The organism is Hylemonella sp. GW821-FHT12C09 (assembly GCF_058807395.1).
Genome location: NZ_JBXAQQ010000009.1, coordinates 69954 through 85273, shown reverse-complemented (window position 1 = coordinate 85273; position 15320 = coordinate 69954). Strand labels below are relative to the sequence as shown.

The 15320-nt window shown below is 65.7% G+C and carries 12 protein-coding genes; 9 read left to right on the top strand and 3 right to left on the bottom strand.

What is annotated here, in order from left to right; genetic code table 11:
- The 6 genes from AC1RRP_RS15090 to AC1RRP_RS15065 all read left to right on the top strand — a co-directional run bounded on the left by AC1RRP_RS15090 (nucleotide 1) and on the right by AC1RRP_RS15065 (nucleotide 7146).
- Nucleotides 1-1113, top strand: coding sequence for a sulfate/molybdate ABC transporter ATP-binding protein (locus AC1RRP_RS15090; protein ID WP_493037565.1), 1113 nt, complete (start codon nucleotides 1-3; stop codon nucleotides 1111-1113).
- Complete coding sequence (locus tag AC1RRP_RS15085; RefSeq protein ID WP_493037701.1) at nucleotides 1106-1609, top strand: disulfide bond formation protein B; 504 nt, start codon at nucleotides 1106-1108, stop codon at nucleotides 1607-1609. Before AC1RRP_RS15090 ends, AC1RRP_RS15085 begins: the two co-directional genes overlap by 8 nt.
- A gap of 113 nt (nucleotides 1610-1722) precedes the next feature.
- Nucleotides 1723-3843: a methyl-accepting chemotaxis protein gene (locus AC1RRP_RS15080; RefSeq protein ID WP_493037563.1), complete on the top strand. Its 2121-nt coding sequence runs from the start codon at nucleotides 1723-1725 to the stop codon at nucleotides 3841-3843.
- Nucleotides 3844-3948: 105 nt separating this feature from the next.
- On the top strand, nucleotides 3949-4887 hold the full coding sequence (locus AC1RRP_RS15075; protein WP_493037561.1) for a dihydrodipicolinate synthase family protein: 939 nt from the start codon (nucleotides 3949-3951) through the stop codon (nucleotides 4885-4887).
- Nucleotides 4888-4900: 13 nt separating this feature from the next.
- The gene (locus AC1RRP_RS15070; RefSeq protein WP_493037559.1) at nucleotides 4901-5416 is read left to right on the top strand and encodes a GNAT family N-acetyltransferase; all 516 of its coding nucleotides are present in this window, start codon (nucleotides 4901-4903) and stop codon (nucleotides 5414-5416) included.
- Nucleotides 5417-5580: 164 nt separating this feature from the next.
- Nucleotides 5581-7146: a methyl-accepting chemotaxis protein gene (locus tag AC1RRP_RS15065; protein ID WP_493037557.1), complete on the top strand. Its 1566-nt coding sequence runs from the start codon at nucleotides 5581-5583 to the stop codon at nucleotides 7144-7146.
- Nucleotides 7147-7156: 10 nt separating this feature from the next.
- Here the strand turns inward: AC1RRP_RS15065 and argA are convergent, their stop codons facing one another.
- Nucleotides 7157-8503, bottom strand: a complete 1347-nt coding sequence (argA, locus tag AC1RRP_RS15060; protein ID WP_493037555.1) for an amino-acid N-acetyltransferase — start codon at nucleotides 8501-8503, stop codon at nucleotides 7157-7159.
- 63 nt (nucleotides 8504-8566) lie between these two features.
- Here argA and hrpA point away from each other — a divergent pair, with 63 nt between their 5' ends.
- The 3 genes from hrpA (at nucleotide 8567) to AC1RRP_RS15045 (ending at nucleotide 14337) form a co-directional block, all read left to right on the top strand.
- On the top strand, nucleotides 8567-12436 hold the full coding sequence (gene hrpA / locus AC1RRP_RS15055) for an ATP-dependent RNA helicase HrpA (protein ID WP_493037553.1): 3870 nt from the start codon (nucleotides 8567-8569) through the stop codon (nucleotides 12434-12436).
- Nucleotides 12437-12608: 172 nt separating this feature from the next.
- Entirely contained in the window at nucleotides 12609-13553 is a 945-nt protein-coding gene (locus tag AC1RRP_RS15050) for a DMT family transporter (protein ID WP_493037551.1), read from the top strand.
- Nucleotides 13554-13632: 79 nt separating this feature from the next.
- Nucleotides 13633-14337 carry a Rieske (2Fe-2S) protein gene (locus AC1RRP_RS15045; protein ID WP_493037549.1) on the top strand — a complete coding sequence of 235 codons (705 nt, stop codon included), beginning with the start codon at nucleotides 13633-13635 and terminating at the stop codon, nucleotides 14335-14337.
- 76 nt (nucleotides 14338-14413) lie between these two features.
- Here AC1RRP_RS15045 and AC1RRP_RS15040 read toward each other — a convergent pair whose 3' ends face one another.
- Together AC1RRP_RS15040 and AC1RRP_RS15035 are read right to left on the bottom strand one after the other, a co-directional pair.
- Nucleotides 14414-14803 (bottom strand): type II toxin-antitoxin system RelE/ParE family toxin, encoded by a 390-nt coding sequence (locus AC1RRP_RS15040; protein WP_493037547.1) that lies wholly within the window; start codon nucleotides 14801-14803, stop codon nucleotides 14414-14416.
- The gene (locus tag AC1RRP_RS15035; protein ID WP_493037545.1) at nucleotides 14796-15125 is read right to left on the bottom strand and encodes a type II toxin-antitoxin system Phd/YefM family antitoxin; all 330 of its coding nucleotides are present in this window, start codon (nucleotides 15123-15125) and stop codon (nucleotides 14796-14798) included. The genes AC1RRP_RS15040 and AC1RRP_RS15035 overlap by 8 nt, the downstream gene beginning before the upstream one ends.
- Nucleotides 15126-15320 lie beyond the last annotated feature (195 nt).

The following is a 15320-nucleotide window of genomic DNA, read 5'->3' as shown; positions in this document are numbered from 1 at the left end:
ATGAGCATTGAAATCCGCGACATCAGCAAGCAGTTCGGCGACTTCCACGCCCTGCGCAAGGTCAACCTCGACATCCAGTCCGGTGAACTGGTGGCCCTGCTCGGCCCCTCGGGCTGCGGCAAGACCACGCTGCTGCGCATCATCGCCGGCCTGGAAACACCGGACCAGGGCACCATCCTGTTCAGCGGCGAAGACACCACCGAGGTGCACGTGCGCGAGCGCAATGTGGGCTTCGTGTTCCAGCACTACGCGCTGTTCCGCCACATGACCGTGTTCGACAACGTGGCCTTCGGCCTGCGCATGAAGCCGCGCGCCCAGCGCCCCAGCGAAACCCAGATCAAGGCCAAGGTGCATGAGCTGCTGAGCCTGGTGCAGCTGGACTGGCTGGCCGACCGCTACCCCTCGCAGCTCTCGGGCGGGCAGCGCCAGCGCATCGCCCTGGCGCGCGCCCTGGCCGTGGAGCCCAAGGTGCTGCTGCTGGACGAACCTTTCGGCGCGCTGGACGCCAAGGTGCGCAAGGAACTGCGCCGCTGGCTGCGCCGCCTGCACGACGAGCTGCACGTGACCAGCATCTTCGTGACCCACGACCAGGAGGAAGCGCTGGAGGTGGCCGACCGTGTGGTGCTCATGAACCACGGCCATATCGAGCAGATCGGCACGCCCCAGCAGGTCTGGGACCAGCCGGCCAGCCCCTTTGTCTACGGCTTCCTGGGCGACGTGAACCTCTTCCACGGCCGGGTGGAGCAGGGCGAGGTGGTGATCGGCACGGGCCAGCAGGGCCTGCGCCTGGACACGCCTGAACACCGTGGTTCCGCCGATGCCAAGGCCTATGCCTATGTGCGTCCGCACGACTTCGAGGTACAGCGCCACGCCACCGGCGCCACCGGCATCGCGGCGCGCCTGAGCCGGGCCATCGTGGTCGGCCCGATTGCAAGACTGGAACTTATACGCGAGGACGCGACTCCATCCGGGGACAATGCGGTGATCGAGGTGCAGCTTCCTGCGTCACAATACCGCGAACTCGGTTTCACGGAGGGTGAATTGCTGGTGCTGACACCGCGCAAGGCCCGCGTTTTTGTGGAAGAAAGTCCTGATCTTGTCCCATCTGTCTGAACTCATCACCCGCCTGGGCCCACGTCGCGTTTATGCGCTGATCTGCCTGGCCTGCCTGTCCCTGCTGGGTTTCGGCCTGTACCTGCAGCACGTGGTGGGCCTCGAACCCTGCCCGATGTGCATCGTGCAGCGCTACACCATGGTGCTGGTGGCCGTGGTGGCCGCCATCGGCGCGGCCCTGGCGGGCCCGCGCAGCCACCGCTGGCTGGGCGGCCTGCTGCTGCTGCTGGCGGGTTTCGGCGCCTTCGTCGCGGCGCGCCAGAGCTGGCTGCAGTGGTACCCGCCCGAGATCGCCACCTGCGGGCGCGACTTCTACGGCATGATCGAAAACTTCCCCCTGCAGCGCGCCATTCCGATGATTTTCAAGGGCTCGGGGGACTGCACGGCGATCGACTGGACCTTCCTGGGCGGCTCCATCGCCAACTGGTCCTTCCTGTGGTTTGCCGCCTTTGCGCTCCTTGGTCTGGCGCTGCTTTGGCGCCGTCCGGTGCGCTGAATCCGGGTTTTCTCCGCTTTTCCGGCTTTTCCTGGTGTGCTTGCGCGCCATAATGGAGTGGCAATGGATGCCTGCGCCCGCTTGGGCCTGGTTCGTGCTGAGGACATACGCCAATGAACAAGCTGAAAATTTCCACCCGCCTGTTGGTGCTTTTGGTGGTGCTGTCGTCTTTGCTGATTCTCATTGGCGCCGGTGGCCTCTTGGGCAACAACCGATCAAATGCCTCACTCAAATCGGTCTATGAGAACAATACCGTTCCGCTGACGCAACTGGCCCTGATCGATCACAACCTGCAGAACAATCGTCTCTTGGTCGTTGCCACGCTCATGTCACCGGGTGCTGAAACCGTCAAGGTGAACACGGCTTCCATCCAGAAGAACTTTGCCGAGAGCGAGGAGGCTTGGCAGGCCTATATGCAGACATCGCTGACCAGCGAGGAAGCGAAGCTCGCCGAGGCCTTTGCCAGTGCCCGAGCGCGGTATCTGGATCAGGGTATCAAGCCGGCCATACAGGCCATGCAGAATGACGATATCCCGACCCTTGCGTCCTTGGTTGGCGATGCTATTCCTGCGCTTTACATGAGTGCCTTCGAGAAGCTCAAGGTCTTGCAAGACTATCAGGCCCATCTCGCTAAAGAGCAGTATGAAGCGGCGGTTGCGCGCTATAACTTCATCCTCCTGGCTTCCGTCATCGCCATCGTTGTCGGAATTGCGTTTGCCTGGGGGCTCGGCCTGACCTTGATTCGTGGCATCTCGCGTTCCCTGGGGGATGCCGTCAACCTGTCCGAGGCCGTGGCCCAGGGGGATCTGAGCCGGCATGTGAATGCCTCGGGCAAGGACGAGGTGGCCCGTGTGCTGCAGTCGCTGACGGCCATGCAGAGCAACCTGGCGCAGATCGTGAGCCGGGTGCGCTCGGGCTCGGAGTCTGTTTCGACCGCCAGCGCCGAGATTGCGCAAGGCAACCAGGATCTTTCAGCCCGCACCGAAAGCCAGGCCAGCGCGCTGGAAGAGACCGCGGCGTCCATGGAAGAACTGTCGTCCACCGTGAAGCAGAACGCCGAAAATGCCCGCCAGGCTAATCAGCTGGCGCAAAGCGCGAGCACGGTTGCGGTGCAGGGCGGCGAAGTGGTGGCCCAGGTGGTGGACACCATGAAGGGCATCAATGACAGTTCCAAGAAGATCGCCGATATCATCAGCGTGATCGACGGTATCGCTTTCCAGACCAACATCCTGGCGCTCAATGCGGCGGTGGAAGCCGCGCGTGCCGGCGAGCAGGGGCGCGGCTTTGCCGTGGTGGCCGCCGAAGTACGCAGCCTGGCCGGGCGCAGCGCGGAAGCCGCCAAGGAGATCAAGACCCTGATCAGCGACAGTGTGGGCCGGGTCGAGCAGGGCACAGCCCTGGTGGACCAGGCCGGCGCCACCATGAGCGAGGTGGTGGCCAGCATCCGGCGGGTGACCGACATCATGGGCGAGATCAGCGCGGCCAGCACCGAACAAAGCCAGGGCGTGGCCCAGGTGGGCGAGGCGGTCACGCAGATGGACCAGGCCACGCAGCAGAACGCCGCGCTGGTGGAGGAGATGGCGGCAGCGGCTTCCAGCCTCAGGAGCCAGGCGCAGGAGCTGGTGCAGACCGTCGCCGTCTTCAAGCTCGATGCAACATCGGGTGGCAGTCTGGCATCTGCAGGGTCGAGCCTGCAGGTGCGTTCGACCCCGGCCCCGGCTTATGGCGGCACGGACCGCCGCACGCTGGGCCAGGGCGCGAGCAGTGCCGGCATCGATCTTGACAGCGCCATCAAGGCCCATGCCGACTGGCGCAGCAAGCTGCGTGCGGCTGCCATGCACGGCGAGCGGGTCAACGCCGACACCATCTGCCGCGACGACCATTGCCCGCTGGGCAAGTGGCTGCATGGCAGCGGCCAGGGCAAGTTCGGCGGCAAGCCCAGCTTCGTCGAATTGCTCGGGGCGCATCGCGAATTCCACGACGAGGCCGGCAAGGTGGCCCGCAGCATCAACAGCGGCGCCGGGGTCCAAGCCGAGAAGATGCTGGAGAGCGACACGGCATTCTCCCGCGCCTCGCAGAAGGTCACGCGCCTGATCGTGCAGTTCAAGAACGAGATCCAGGGCGGGGGCGCCAAGCCGGCCCGGCCGGCGAAGGCACCGGGCAGCGAACTCCGCCGCCCCGCGGGGTCGACCCCGGCGACAGCCGCGGCGGACGGCGACTGGGAAACCTTCTGAGTCGGGCGAGCAGATGAACCGGACGGCACCTGTGGGTGCCGTTTTTCATGGTGTGGAGACGTCAGGCGCTATGCTCGCCAACTGGCTACCTACGAGGAAACCCACGTGAAATCCCAACTCGACCGCAACGCCCGGGGCGTCTACCTGATCGCCGTCACTCCTTTCACCGACAGTGGTGCGCTGGACCTGAGCAGCACCGATCGCATGGTGGACTTCTGCCTGGAACAAGGCGTCACCGGCCTGACCGTGCTGGGCATCATGGGTGAAGCGCCCAAGCTCACCATGGAAGAGTCGCGCACCTTCGTCAAACAGGTGCTGACCCGCGTGGCCGGCCGGGTGCCGGTGGTGGTGGGGGCTTCGTCGCCAGGCTTCGCGCCCATGAAGGAGCTGACCCAGAGCGTGATGGACCTGGGCGCGGCGGGTGTCATGGTGGCGCCGCCTTCCACGGTGCGCACCGACGACCAGATCACCGCCTATTTCGACATGGTCAACGAGACCCTGGGCGCCGACGTGCCCTGGGTGCTGCAGGACCACCCGGTCGCCACCGGCGTGCTGATGTCCACCGGCGTCATCCTCAAGATCCTCAAGAACTCGCCTCACTGCGTGATGCTCAAGCACGAAGACAGCCCGGGCCTGGCCAAGCTGTCGGCCCTCCGCGCGGCCAGCGACAAGGGTGAGTTCCAGCGCGTCTCCATCCTCACCGGCAACGGCGGCGGCCTCTTCCTGCCCGAAGAACTCACGCGCGGTGCCGACGGCGCCATGACCGGCTTTGCCTACCCCGAGATGATGGTGGACGTCTGCGCGGCGCATGCGGCCGGCAAGGTGGAGCGCGCACACGACCTGTTCGACGCCTACCTGCCGCTGGCACGCTACGAGCAGCAGGCCAACATCGGCCTGGCCGTGCGCAAGCACATCCTGATGAAACGCGGTGTCATCGCCAGTGAGGCCGTGCGCAAGCCGGGCCCCAGGCTGTCGGCGCAGGACACGGCCGACATCGCCCGCCTGACGGCGCGGCAGGACAAGCGCCTGTCCGAACTGGGCTGAGCGAGGGCCGCCCGTGGATCTTCCCATCCATCAGGGTTATCTGCCGGGCTGTATCGGCCGCATCACCGCGCTGCATGCGGACTACTACGCCTTGCAGTCGGGTTTCGGTCTGTACTTTGAAAGCCGGGTCGCGCGCGAGTTGGCGGCCTTCTGCGAACGGTATGAGGAGAACCGCGACGGTCTGTGGCTGGCGCTGGTGGAGGACCAGATCGAGGGCGCCATCGCCATTGACGGCCTGCACGCCCAGACCGAAGGGGCCCATCTGCGCTGGTTCATCACCTCGGACCGGCTGCGCGGCTCGGGCATAGGCTCGCGCCTGCTATCCAGCGCGCTGGCCTTTTGCGACGAGCGCCGTTACCCCAGGACCAGTCTCTGGACCTTCGAGGGACTGCAGGCCGCGCGTCATCTCTACGAGAAACAGGGTTTCCGCCTGGTGCATGAGCAGCCGGGCTGGCAGTGGGGCAATGAAGTGATGGAGCAGCGCTTCGAGCGCGCCCTGACTCCCTGGTCTAGAACCCCGGCGTCGTGACGTGCGTCGCACGCAGGCCAGCAACATGGGAAGTGGTGGGTTCTGCGCAGTCTCGGTTTTTTTGATATATTTGATAAAAATATTTATAGCAGTGATAACCCCACCCGCAGGGAGGCGGTTCTTTCCGGCCATGCGCAGGCGTGGCCCTGTCAAGGGTATCGATCATGCAGATCAGAGTCAGGCTTCCACTCACGATTGCGTTGCTCATCGGGCTGTTGCTGGCGGCGAGCTTTTTCGGCATCTACCGGCTGCAGCAGTCGCTGCTGGTCTTCGAGGTGCAGGTCGCAGCGGCCAACCAGCACGAACGGCTGTCAGCCACCATGCTCAGTACCTTCAAGACCCAGGTGCAGGAATGGAAGAACGTGCTGCTGCGCGGCGGCGACGAGAAGCAGCTCGAGCGTTACTGGACCAGTTTCAGCAAGACCGAGCAGGACGTGGCCAGGCTGGGGCGCGAGCTGCTGGACGATCTGCCGCCGGGCAAGGCGCGTGGCCTGGTCGAACAGTTCCTGCAGGAGCACCAGAAGATGGGCAGCGGGTATCGTCAGGGCCTGCAGGCCTACAAGAACGCGGGCTTTAACCATGCGGCGGGCGACCAGGCTGTCAGTGGCATGGACCGCGGGCCGGCACGCCTGATCGACGAGGCCAGCAAACAGATTGCCGAGGACGCCAAGGCCATGTCAGGCGAAGCACACGCCCAGGCCAACCAGGCGGTGGCCGTGAGCGTCGTGCTGCTGCTGATGGTCTGCGTCATCAGCGCCGGAATGTCAGTCTGGCTGACCCGCTCCCTGGTGCGCCCCATTGCGCAGGCTGTAGCCCACACCGAGGAGATCGCGCGCGGCAATCTGGCGGTCGAGATCCAGGCCCGCGGTCATGACGAGCTGGCCGACCTGCTGCGTTCGCTCGACACCATGCGCGTTGCCCTGGTTGATGTGGTGACCCGTGTGCGCCAGAGCTCCGAGTCGGTTTCCACAGCCAGCGCCGAGATCGCCCAGGGCAACCACGATCTGAGTGCGCGCACCGAGAGCCAGGCCAGTGCGCTGGAGCAGACGGCCGCCTCGATGGAAGAACTCTCATCCACCGTGCGCCTGAACGCCGACAACGCGCGCCAGGCCAACACGCTGGCCCAGAGCGCCTCCGCCGTGGCGGAGCAGGGCGGCAGCGTGGTGTCCGAGGTGGTCAGCACCATGCACGGTATCAGCGACAGCTCCCGCAGGATCGCCGACATCATCAGCGTGATCGACGGTATCGCCTTCCAGACCAACATCCTGGCGCTGAACGCGGCGGTGGAAGCGGCACGCGCGGGGGACCAGGGCCGCGGGTTTGCCGTGGTGGCCAGCGAGGTCCGTACCCTGGCCAGCCGCAGTGCGGCAGCGGCCAAGGAGATCAAGCAGCTGATCGACGACAGTGCCGGCCGGGTGGAGCGCGGCAATGCCCAGGTGGGCCGCGCCGGCGGCACCATGGGTGAGGTGGTGGTGAGCATCCGCCGCGTGACCGACATCATGGGCGAGATCAGTGTGGCCAGCAGCGAGCAGAGTCAGGGCGTGGCGCAGATCGGCGAGGCCGTGACGCAGATGGACCAGGTGACGCAGCAGAACGCGGCGCTCGTGGAGCAGATGGCCGCGGCGGCCAGCAGCCTGAAGATGCAGGCGCAGGAACTGGTGCAGTCGGTGGCGGTGTTCAGACTGGCCGCCGACCGGGGTCAGCAGACCCTGGAACTGACGCAGGGTTGATCCGCCCGGCTCAGAGTTTCTTGACCAGCACCTGAGACTTGCGGTCCCAGTTGTACTTGCGCTTGCGCGCTTCAGGCAGCCAGTCTGGGTCCACGTTCTGGAAACCGCGCTTGATGAACCAGTGCATGGTGCGTGTGGTCAGCACGAAGATGCTGTCCAGGCCCATGGCCTTGGCGCGCTGCTCGATGCGCTTGAGCACCTTCTCGCCGTCGCCCTGGCCCTGGGATTCGGGCGAAACGGTCAGCGCCGCCATTTCGGCGGTCTTGGCCTCGGGGTAGGGGTAGAGCGCGGCACAGGCGAAGATCACCCCGTCGTGTTCGACGATGGTGTAGTTGCCGATGTCGCGTTCGATCTCGGTGCGGTCGCGCTTGACCAGGGTGCCGTCCTTCTCGAAGGGTTCGATCAGCTGCAGGATGCCGCCCACGTCGTCGGCGGTGGCTTCGCGCAGCTCTTCCAGCTTCTCGTCCACCACCATGGTGCCGATGCCGTCGTGTACATAGACCTCCAGCAGCAGCGCGCCGTCCACCGCGAACGGGATGATGTGGCTGCGCTCCACGCCACCCTTGCAGGCTTTCACGCAGTGCTGCAGGTAGAAAGCGGTGTCGGTGGGCAGGGTGGCACCGGGCAGGGCGGTGAGCAGTTTCTCGGCGGCGGCCAGGGGCAGCTCGGTGTCGATGGGGTTGTCGTCGGATTCGGGCAGGCTCGGGTCCATGCGGATGCCCGGCACCTCGGCCACGAAGATCAGTTTGTCGGCATGCAGAGCCATGGCCACGCTGGTGGCCACCTCTTCCATGGTCAGGTTGAAGGCCTCACCCGTGGGGGAGAAACCAAAGGGCGAGATCAGCACCATCGCCCCCATATCGAGGGTGCGGTTGATGCCGGCCACGTCCACCTTGCGCACCAGGCCCGAATGCTGGAAGTCCACCCCGTCGACGATGCCCACCGGGCGCGCCGTGATGAAGTTGCCCGAGAGCACGCGCACCGTGGCACCGGCCATGGGCGTGTTGGGCAGGCCCTGGCTGAAGGCGGCCTCGATCTCGTAGCGCAGCTGGCCGGCGGCCTCCTGCGCGCAGTCCAGCGCCACCTCGTCGGTGATGCGCATGCCGTGGGAGTATTTGGCCGTGTGGCCCTTGGCTTTGAGCTGCTCGTTCACCTGCGGGCGGAAACCGTGCACCAGCACGATCCGCACCCCCATGCTCTGGATCAGCGCCAGGTCCTGCGCCAGGTGCTGCAGCTTGCCGGCGGCGATGGCCTCACCACAGACACCCACCACAAAGGTCTTGCCGCGGTGCATGTGGATGTAGGGCGCCACCGAGCGGAACCAGGGCACGAAGGTGAAATTGAAGACGGCAGACATGCGTGTGGGTGAAAAACGGCTCTGTGGCAGGGATAATCGCCCATTCTCCATGAAGTTGGTGCCTTGAGTTCCTCCCCCCTGAAAATCGAGTTCCCCGAGTCGCTGCCGGTGTCGGCCAAACGCGACGAAATCGCGGCCGCCCTGCAGGCCCACCAGGTCATCATCGTCTGCGGCGAGACCGGCTCGGGCAAGACCACCCAGCTGCCCAAGATCGCCCTGGCCATGGGGCGCGGCAAGCTCAATTACCCGGCTGGCCAGCGCGGGCGGCTCATCGGCCATACCCAGCCGCGCCGTATCGCCGCCAGTTCGGTGGCCAAGCGCATCGCCGAAGAACTCAAGACGCCGCTGGGCGAGGTGGTGGGCTACAAGGTGCGTTTCCAGGACCGCCTGTCCAAGGACGCGTCCGTCAAGCTCATGACCGACGGTATCCTGCTGGCCGAAACGCAGACCGACCCGTTGCTGCAGGCCTACGACACCATCATCATCGACGAGGCGCACGAACGCAGCCTCAACATCGACTTCCTGCTGGGCTATCTGCGCCAGATCCTGCCGCGCCGCCCGGACCTCAAGATCGTGGTCACCTCGGCCACCATCGACGCCGACCGTTTCGCCCAGCACTTCGCCAGTTCAAAGGGCCCGGCGCCGGTCATCATGGTCTCGGGCCGCACCTATCCGGTAGAGCAGCGTTATCGCCCCTACGAGGAAAGCCGCGAGTACGACCTCAACGACGCCATCGCCGACGGGGTGGACGAACTCTGGCAGGGCAACGCCGCGGGCGACATCCTGGTCTTCCTGCCCGGCGAGCGCGAGATCCGCGAGGCCGCCGACCACCTGCGCAAGCACCTCAGCCACAACCCCATCACGCGCAATGCCGAGGTGCTGCCGCTCTTCGCCCGCCTGAGCCAGGCCGAGCAGGACCGCGTCTTCGACAGCCACAGCGGGCGGCGCATCGTGCTGGCCACCAACGTGGCCGAAACCTCGCTCACCGTGCCCGGCATCCGCTACGTGATCGACGTTGGCACGGCCCGCGTCAAGCGCTACAGTTTCCGTAGCAAGGTCGAGCAGCTCATGGTCGAGCCGGTCAGCCAGGCCGCTGCCAACCAGCGCGCGGGCCGCTGCGGCCGCGTGGCCAACGGCATCTGCATCCGCCTCTACGACGAAAAAGACTTTGCCGGGCGCGAGCGTTTCACCACGCCCGAAATCCTGCGCTCCTCGCTCGCCGGCGTCATCCTGCGCATGAAGTCCCTGCACCTCGGTGTGGTGGAAGACTTCCCCTTCCTGGAAATGCCCTCGGGCCGGGCCATTGCCGATGGTTACCAATTGCTGGCCGAACTCGGCGCTGTGGACGAGGCCAACGAACTCACGCCCATGGGGCGCGAACTCGCCAAGCTGCCGCTGGACCCGCGCGTGGGCCGCATGATCCTGGAGGCCAAGGCGCGCGGTGCGCTGGAGGAGGTGCTGATCATCGCTTCGGCACTGTCCGTGCAGGACGTGCGCGACCGTCCCATGGAGATGCAGACCCAGGCCGACCAGGCCCACGCCAAGTTCGACGACGAGAAGAGCGAGTTCACGGGTTACCTCAAGCTCTGGAAGTGGATCAACTACGCGCGCGGCGGCCATGGGGAGCACAAGCTGAGCAACCGCCAGTACGAACAGCTGCTGCGCCAGAACTTTGTCAACATCCGCCGGGTGCGCGAGTGGCGCGACATCCACAGCCAGTTGTTGACCGTGGTGACCGAACACAAGTGGCAGATCAACAGCACGCCGGCCGGCTACGAACAGCTGCACCTGTCCATGCTGGCCGGCCTGCTGGGCAACGTGGGCTGCAAGCTCGAGGAAGAGGCTAGCGCCGGTGAATACCTGGGCGCGCGCGGCATCAAGTTCCACCGCCACCCGGGCGCGCACCTGAGCAAACGGCCGGGCCGCTGGATCGTGGTGGCCGAACTCGTGGAGACCACGCGTCTCTTCGGCCGCGGCATCGCCAACATCGAACCCGGCTGGATCGAGCAGGTGGCCGGCCATCTGCTCAAGAAGCAGCTGCTGGATCCGCACTGGGAAAAGAAGGCCGCGGAGGTGGTGGCGCTGGAGCGTGCCACGCTCTACGGCATCGTGGTCTACAGCGGGCGCCGCGTGAACTACGGCAAGGTGGACCCCGTGGCGGCGCGCGAGATCTTCATCCGCGAAGGCATCGTGGGTGGCGAGTGGGAGAGCAAGCTGCCTTTCCTTGCGGCCAACGAGAAGCTGATCCGCCAGGTGGAGGAGCTGGAGCACAAATCACGCCGGCAGGACGTGCTGGTGGACGACGAGCTCATCTACGCCTATTACGACCAGCAGCTGCCGGCCCACATCTGCAGCGGGTTTGAATGCGAGCGCTGGTACCGCGAAGAAAGCAAAAAGAACCCGGACTTGCTGCGCCTGACCCGCGAAGAGCTGATGCGCCACGAGGCCGCGGGCATCACCACCAACGCCTTCCCCAAGACCCTGCGCCTTGGCGGCGTAGATTGCGCGGTGACTTATCTGCACGAACCGGGTGACCCGCGCGACGGCCTCACCGTCACCGTGCCGCTGTTCGTGCTGAACCAGGTCAACGAAGACCGTTGCGAGTGGCTGGTGCCCGGCATGTTGAAAGACAAGATCCAGGCCCTGCTCAAGAGCCTGCCGCAGCGCCCGCGCAGCCGCTTCGTACCCCTGCCTGAATCGGCTGCAAAACTCACTGAGACCCTGGGCACTTCCGAGGCTTTTGGCCGCGGTGGCCTGACCGACGCGCTGCTCAAGCAGGTGCGCGACATCACCAGTCTGGATGTGAAGCGCGCCGACTTCAAGCTCGACATGCTCAGCCCCCATCTCTTCATGAACTTCCGGGTGGTGGACGAACACGGTCGCCAGCTGGGCACGGGCCGCAACCTCGGCGCGCTCAAGGCCGAACTCGGCGCGCAGGCCCGTGGCGCCTTCCAGACCCTGGCGGGGCTCAAGCTCGCCCCGCAGGCCGGGCCTGCTGACGTGACGGTGGCGTCCGGCATGTCCCGTGCGCCTGCGCCCGAGAAAAGCGGCAAGCCTGCCGCATCCACGCCCACCGTGCCCGCGGATCAACGCTACACGGCCTGGACCTTCGGCGAGCTGCCCGAGCTCATGGAGATCCGCAAGAGCGGGCAGACGCTGATCGGCTTTCCAGCGCTGGTCGATCTGGGCGAGGCTGTGGGCATCGAGGTCTTTGACGAGCCCGAAGTCGCCGCCGCCAGACACCGCAGCGGCCTGCGCCGACTGTTTGCCCTGCAGATCAAGGACGCGCTCAAGTACCTGGAAAAGAACATCCCCGAGTTGCAGAAGATGGCCGTGGCCTATATGCCGCTGGGCACCATGGAAGAGCTGCGCGCCCAGATCATCGACGTGGCGCTGGAGCGCGCGTTTCTGCTGGACCCGCTGCCGGCCGATGAGTTCGATTTCAAGAAGCGGCTGGAGGAGGGCCGGGGCCGCCTGACCCTGATCGCCAACGAGGTGGCGCGCCTGGTCGGTGTCATCCTCATCGAATACGCCGCCGCCGCGCGCAAGATCAAGGACACCAAGAATGCACCGGACGCCACGGCCGACTGCGCGCAGCAACTGCAGCGCCTGTGCCCCAAGCGTTTCATCGCCCAGACCCCCTGGCCGCAGCTGCAGCACTTTGCGCGTTACCTCAAGGCCATCACGGCGCGCCTGGACAAGTACCGCGCCGACCCGGCCCGTGACGCCGCCCGCCTGGCCGAGCTGCGCCCGCAGGAACAGCGTTACTGGCGTCTGGTCGCTGAACGCAAGGGTGTGATGGACGACCGCCTGCAGGAATTCCGCTGGTTGCTCGAAGAGCTGCGCGTGAGCTTCTTTGCGCAGGAACTGCGTACACCTCAGCCGGTGAGCATCAAACGCTTGGACAAAGCCTGGCAGCAGCTGAACAGCTGATGCCAGGCTTTGCAGTGCAGGCTGATATGGCCGCAGGCCATGTGATGCCGGAACTACAAAAGCTGGGTCGGTCGTCAGGCCGAGGCCGGGCGACAGCCTGGCAGCAGATCAACAGTTGAGCCTCGTCCCTTGCGCGACCGCAATTGCTAAGCATTCCTACTAAACTCAGGTGATGCACGTCAAGGGACAACACAAACTCAAACCACATCGCAGCCCCTGGCGGCGGCGCATGGACCTGACGCGGCATCGTGCCGGCCGGCTCGACCCGACGGTGCAGGGCCTGCTCTGGTCCGTGGCGGCCGGGCTGTGCTTCGTGTTGCTCAACACCATGACGCGTTACCTCACCACGCAGATCCCGCCGCTGCAGTCGCAGTTCCTGCGTTACCTCTGCGGGGTCATCGTGCTGCTGCCCCTGGTGCTGCGCAGCGGCATGGCGGCCTGGATGCCCCAGAACATCCGCGGGCAGTTCCTGCGCGGTCTGGTCCACGCCACCGGCCTGGGCATCTGGTTCTCGGCCATCCCGCACATCTCCCTGTCCGACACCACGGCCATGGGCTTCACCACGCCCATCTTCATCATGCTCGGTGCCTGGCTCTTCCTGCGCGAGCCCATGCACTGGGAGCGCTGGCTGGCGGCCGGCATCGGTTTTGCGGGGGTGCTCATCGTCGTGGGGCCCAACCTGAGCGGCCAGGGCGGCTGGTGGAACCTGGTCATGCTGTCGTCGGCGCCCATGTTCGCGGCCTCCTTCCTGATCAGCAAGGCGCTCACGCGCTACGAGTCGGCGGGCGTCATCGTGCTCTGGCAGTCCATCACCGTGACCCTGCTGAGCCTGCCCCTGGCCCTGCTCAACTGGCAGCCCGTCACGGCGGTGCAGTGGGCGGGCTACATGCTCTGCGGCCTGCTGGGCAGCGGCGCGCACTACCTGCTCATGCGCTCCTACGCCGTGGCCGACATCTCGGCCACCCAGTCCGTCAAGTTCCTCGACCTGCTCTGGGCTGCGCTGATGGGCTGGCTGGTGTTTGCCGACGTGCCCACCAGCCACTCGCTGATCGGCGGCGTCATCATCGCCGGCGCCACGCTGTGGATCGCGCGGCGCGAAGCCCGCCGGGGTACCTGAGCGCTTGACAGGGGAAGGCGGCCCCAGATAAATTGGGCCGCAGCCGGCCATACCGCCGGTCGCTGCCCGAGGAGAGCGCATGGACCGCCGCCAGTTCGTCGAGACCTGTTCCACCAGCGTAGCCTGCCTCACGGCGGCCGTGGCCCTGCCCAGTTTTGCGGCCGACGCCAAGCCCAAGGCCTACGCCCGCGTGCTGCTCACCGATGAGTACGGCGACCCGCTCAGGGCCAGCCAGCTCAGGCCCCAGACCAACTACGTCTTCCACTACCCCTTCGAGGCCACGCCGGTTTTCCTGCTCAAGCTGGACCAGCCCGCACAGCCGCAGCCGCTGAGTACCAAGACCAAGGAGAGTTATGTCTGGCCGGGCGGCGTGGGGCCGCAACGCAAGCTCGTGGCCTTCAGCGCCATCTGCGCCCACCAGCTGGTCTACCCCACGCAGCAGGTGAGTTTCATCAGCTTTCGCAAGAGCAAGGCCAAAAAGGGTGTGGCCGACAACCTGATCCACTGCTGCGCCGAACACAGCCAGTACGACCCGGCCCAGGGCGCGCGCGTGCTCAACGGCCCGGCCGAACAGCCGCTGTGCGCGGTGCTGCTGGAGCATGACGCGAAGGCCGATACGCTGACGGCCTACGCCACGCTGGGCGGTGAACTGTTCGACGAGTTTTTCCGCAAGTACGAATTCAAGCTGAGCCTGGACGTAGGGCCCAGGGCGAAGAACACGGTGGCCGGCAAGGCGGCGGTGCGGGAGCTGGAGAAGTTTTGCAGGAATCCGATTCAGTGTTGAGCGGGTTTTCTCAGAGCTGCCTGATCTTAGCCAACGCGTCAGCCAGTCGTTCGGCGCCGTCGATGGGGTTGTTTTATCAGGCCCCCGGCCACAGCCGGGCAAAGTCAAACGAAAGCTGGCGGTGGTGCCGGATGGAGAGCAAATATACAGCCGCACCGGCCTCTATCACCGCGTAGAGCATCAGGTAGTCGCCGTGCAGGTACACACGCAGCGCATCCGGTGCGCCCACTGGCAGTGCGGCCAGCAGGGTGAGGGCTTCGGCAGACTGGGGTGGTGTGTCCAGGTAGCGCTTGCCGATGCGCGGGAAGCGGCGCAGATTGGGGATGACCGTGGTGCGCAGTTCTTCCAGCAGAGCGTCAAAGGCAAAGGCGGCGTCGGCTTCGGCCAGAAAGGCCTCAATGCTGTCCAGGCGTTCCAGGAAGCTGGCGCTCAGCTCGACCCGGTAGAGAGGTTGTTGCTCAGCCACGCTTCTTGGCGGCGGTCTGGGTGGGTTTGGCCTTGGCGGCGCGGCGCTCTTGCCGCTGGGCGATGGCCGCGTCAGCTTCCACAGTGCGGCCAGCGGCGATGTCGGCCAGGCCGCGCCTGGCGTCTTCGAGCAGCAGCAGGTGGATGCGCTCGCGCTCCAGGCGGTGGTAATAGTCCAGCCGGTCGGCGTCGATCAGGGCGACGTAGCTTTCGCCGTTCTTGGTGATGATCTTCTCCGCCCCGGCCTTGGCCTGGTCGGCGAGGAGCGAGAGGTTGGAGCGCGCCTGGGTGAAAGGCACGACATCGTTGGCAGCAATTCCCATGGCGGCTCCAGAGGTGAGATTACAGAATTCTGTGCATTCTACGGCGAGCCAGGGGCGAGCGCCTAGGGAATGCAGGCGCAGAAATGTCCTGGAGAGTGGGCCGCCGAGTCAGGCGTGGGTTCGCGCTTGTCTTTTGGGGCTCCCCGACCTGGACTCGAATCAGGGGCCTGCGGGTGAACAGTCCGGCGCTCTTGC

Coding starts and splice junctions, on each gene's coding strand:
- AC1RRP_RS15035 (WP_493037545.1), bottom strand. CDS start 15,125: ATGGGAATTGCTGCCAACGATGTCGTGCCTTTCACCCAGGCGCGCTCC.
- AC1RRP_RS15080 (WP_493037563.1), top strand. CDS start 1,723: ATGAACAAGCTGAAAATTTCCACCCGCCTGTTGGTGCTTTTGGTGGTG.
- AC1RRP_RS15050 (WP_493037551.1), top strand. CDS start 12,609: ATGCACGTCAAGGGACAACACAAACTCAAACCACATCGCAGCCCCTGG.
- AC1RRP_RS15090 (WP_493037565.1), top strand. CDS start 1: ATGAGCATTGAAATCCGCGACATCAGCAAGCAGTTCGGCGACTTCCAC.
- AC1RRP_RS15045 (WP_493037549.1), top strand. CDS start 13,633: ATGGACCGCCGCCAGTTCGTCGAGACCTGTTCCACCAGCGTAGCCTGC.
- argA (WP_493037555.1), bottom strand. CDS start 8,503: ATGTCTGCCGTCTTCAATTTCACCTTCGTGCCCTGGTTCCGCTCGGTG.
- AC1RRP_RS15065 (WP_493037557.1), top strand. CDS start 5,581: ATGCAGATCAGAGTCAGGCTTCCACTCACGATTGCGTTGCTCATCGGG.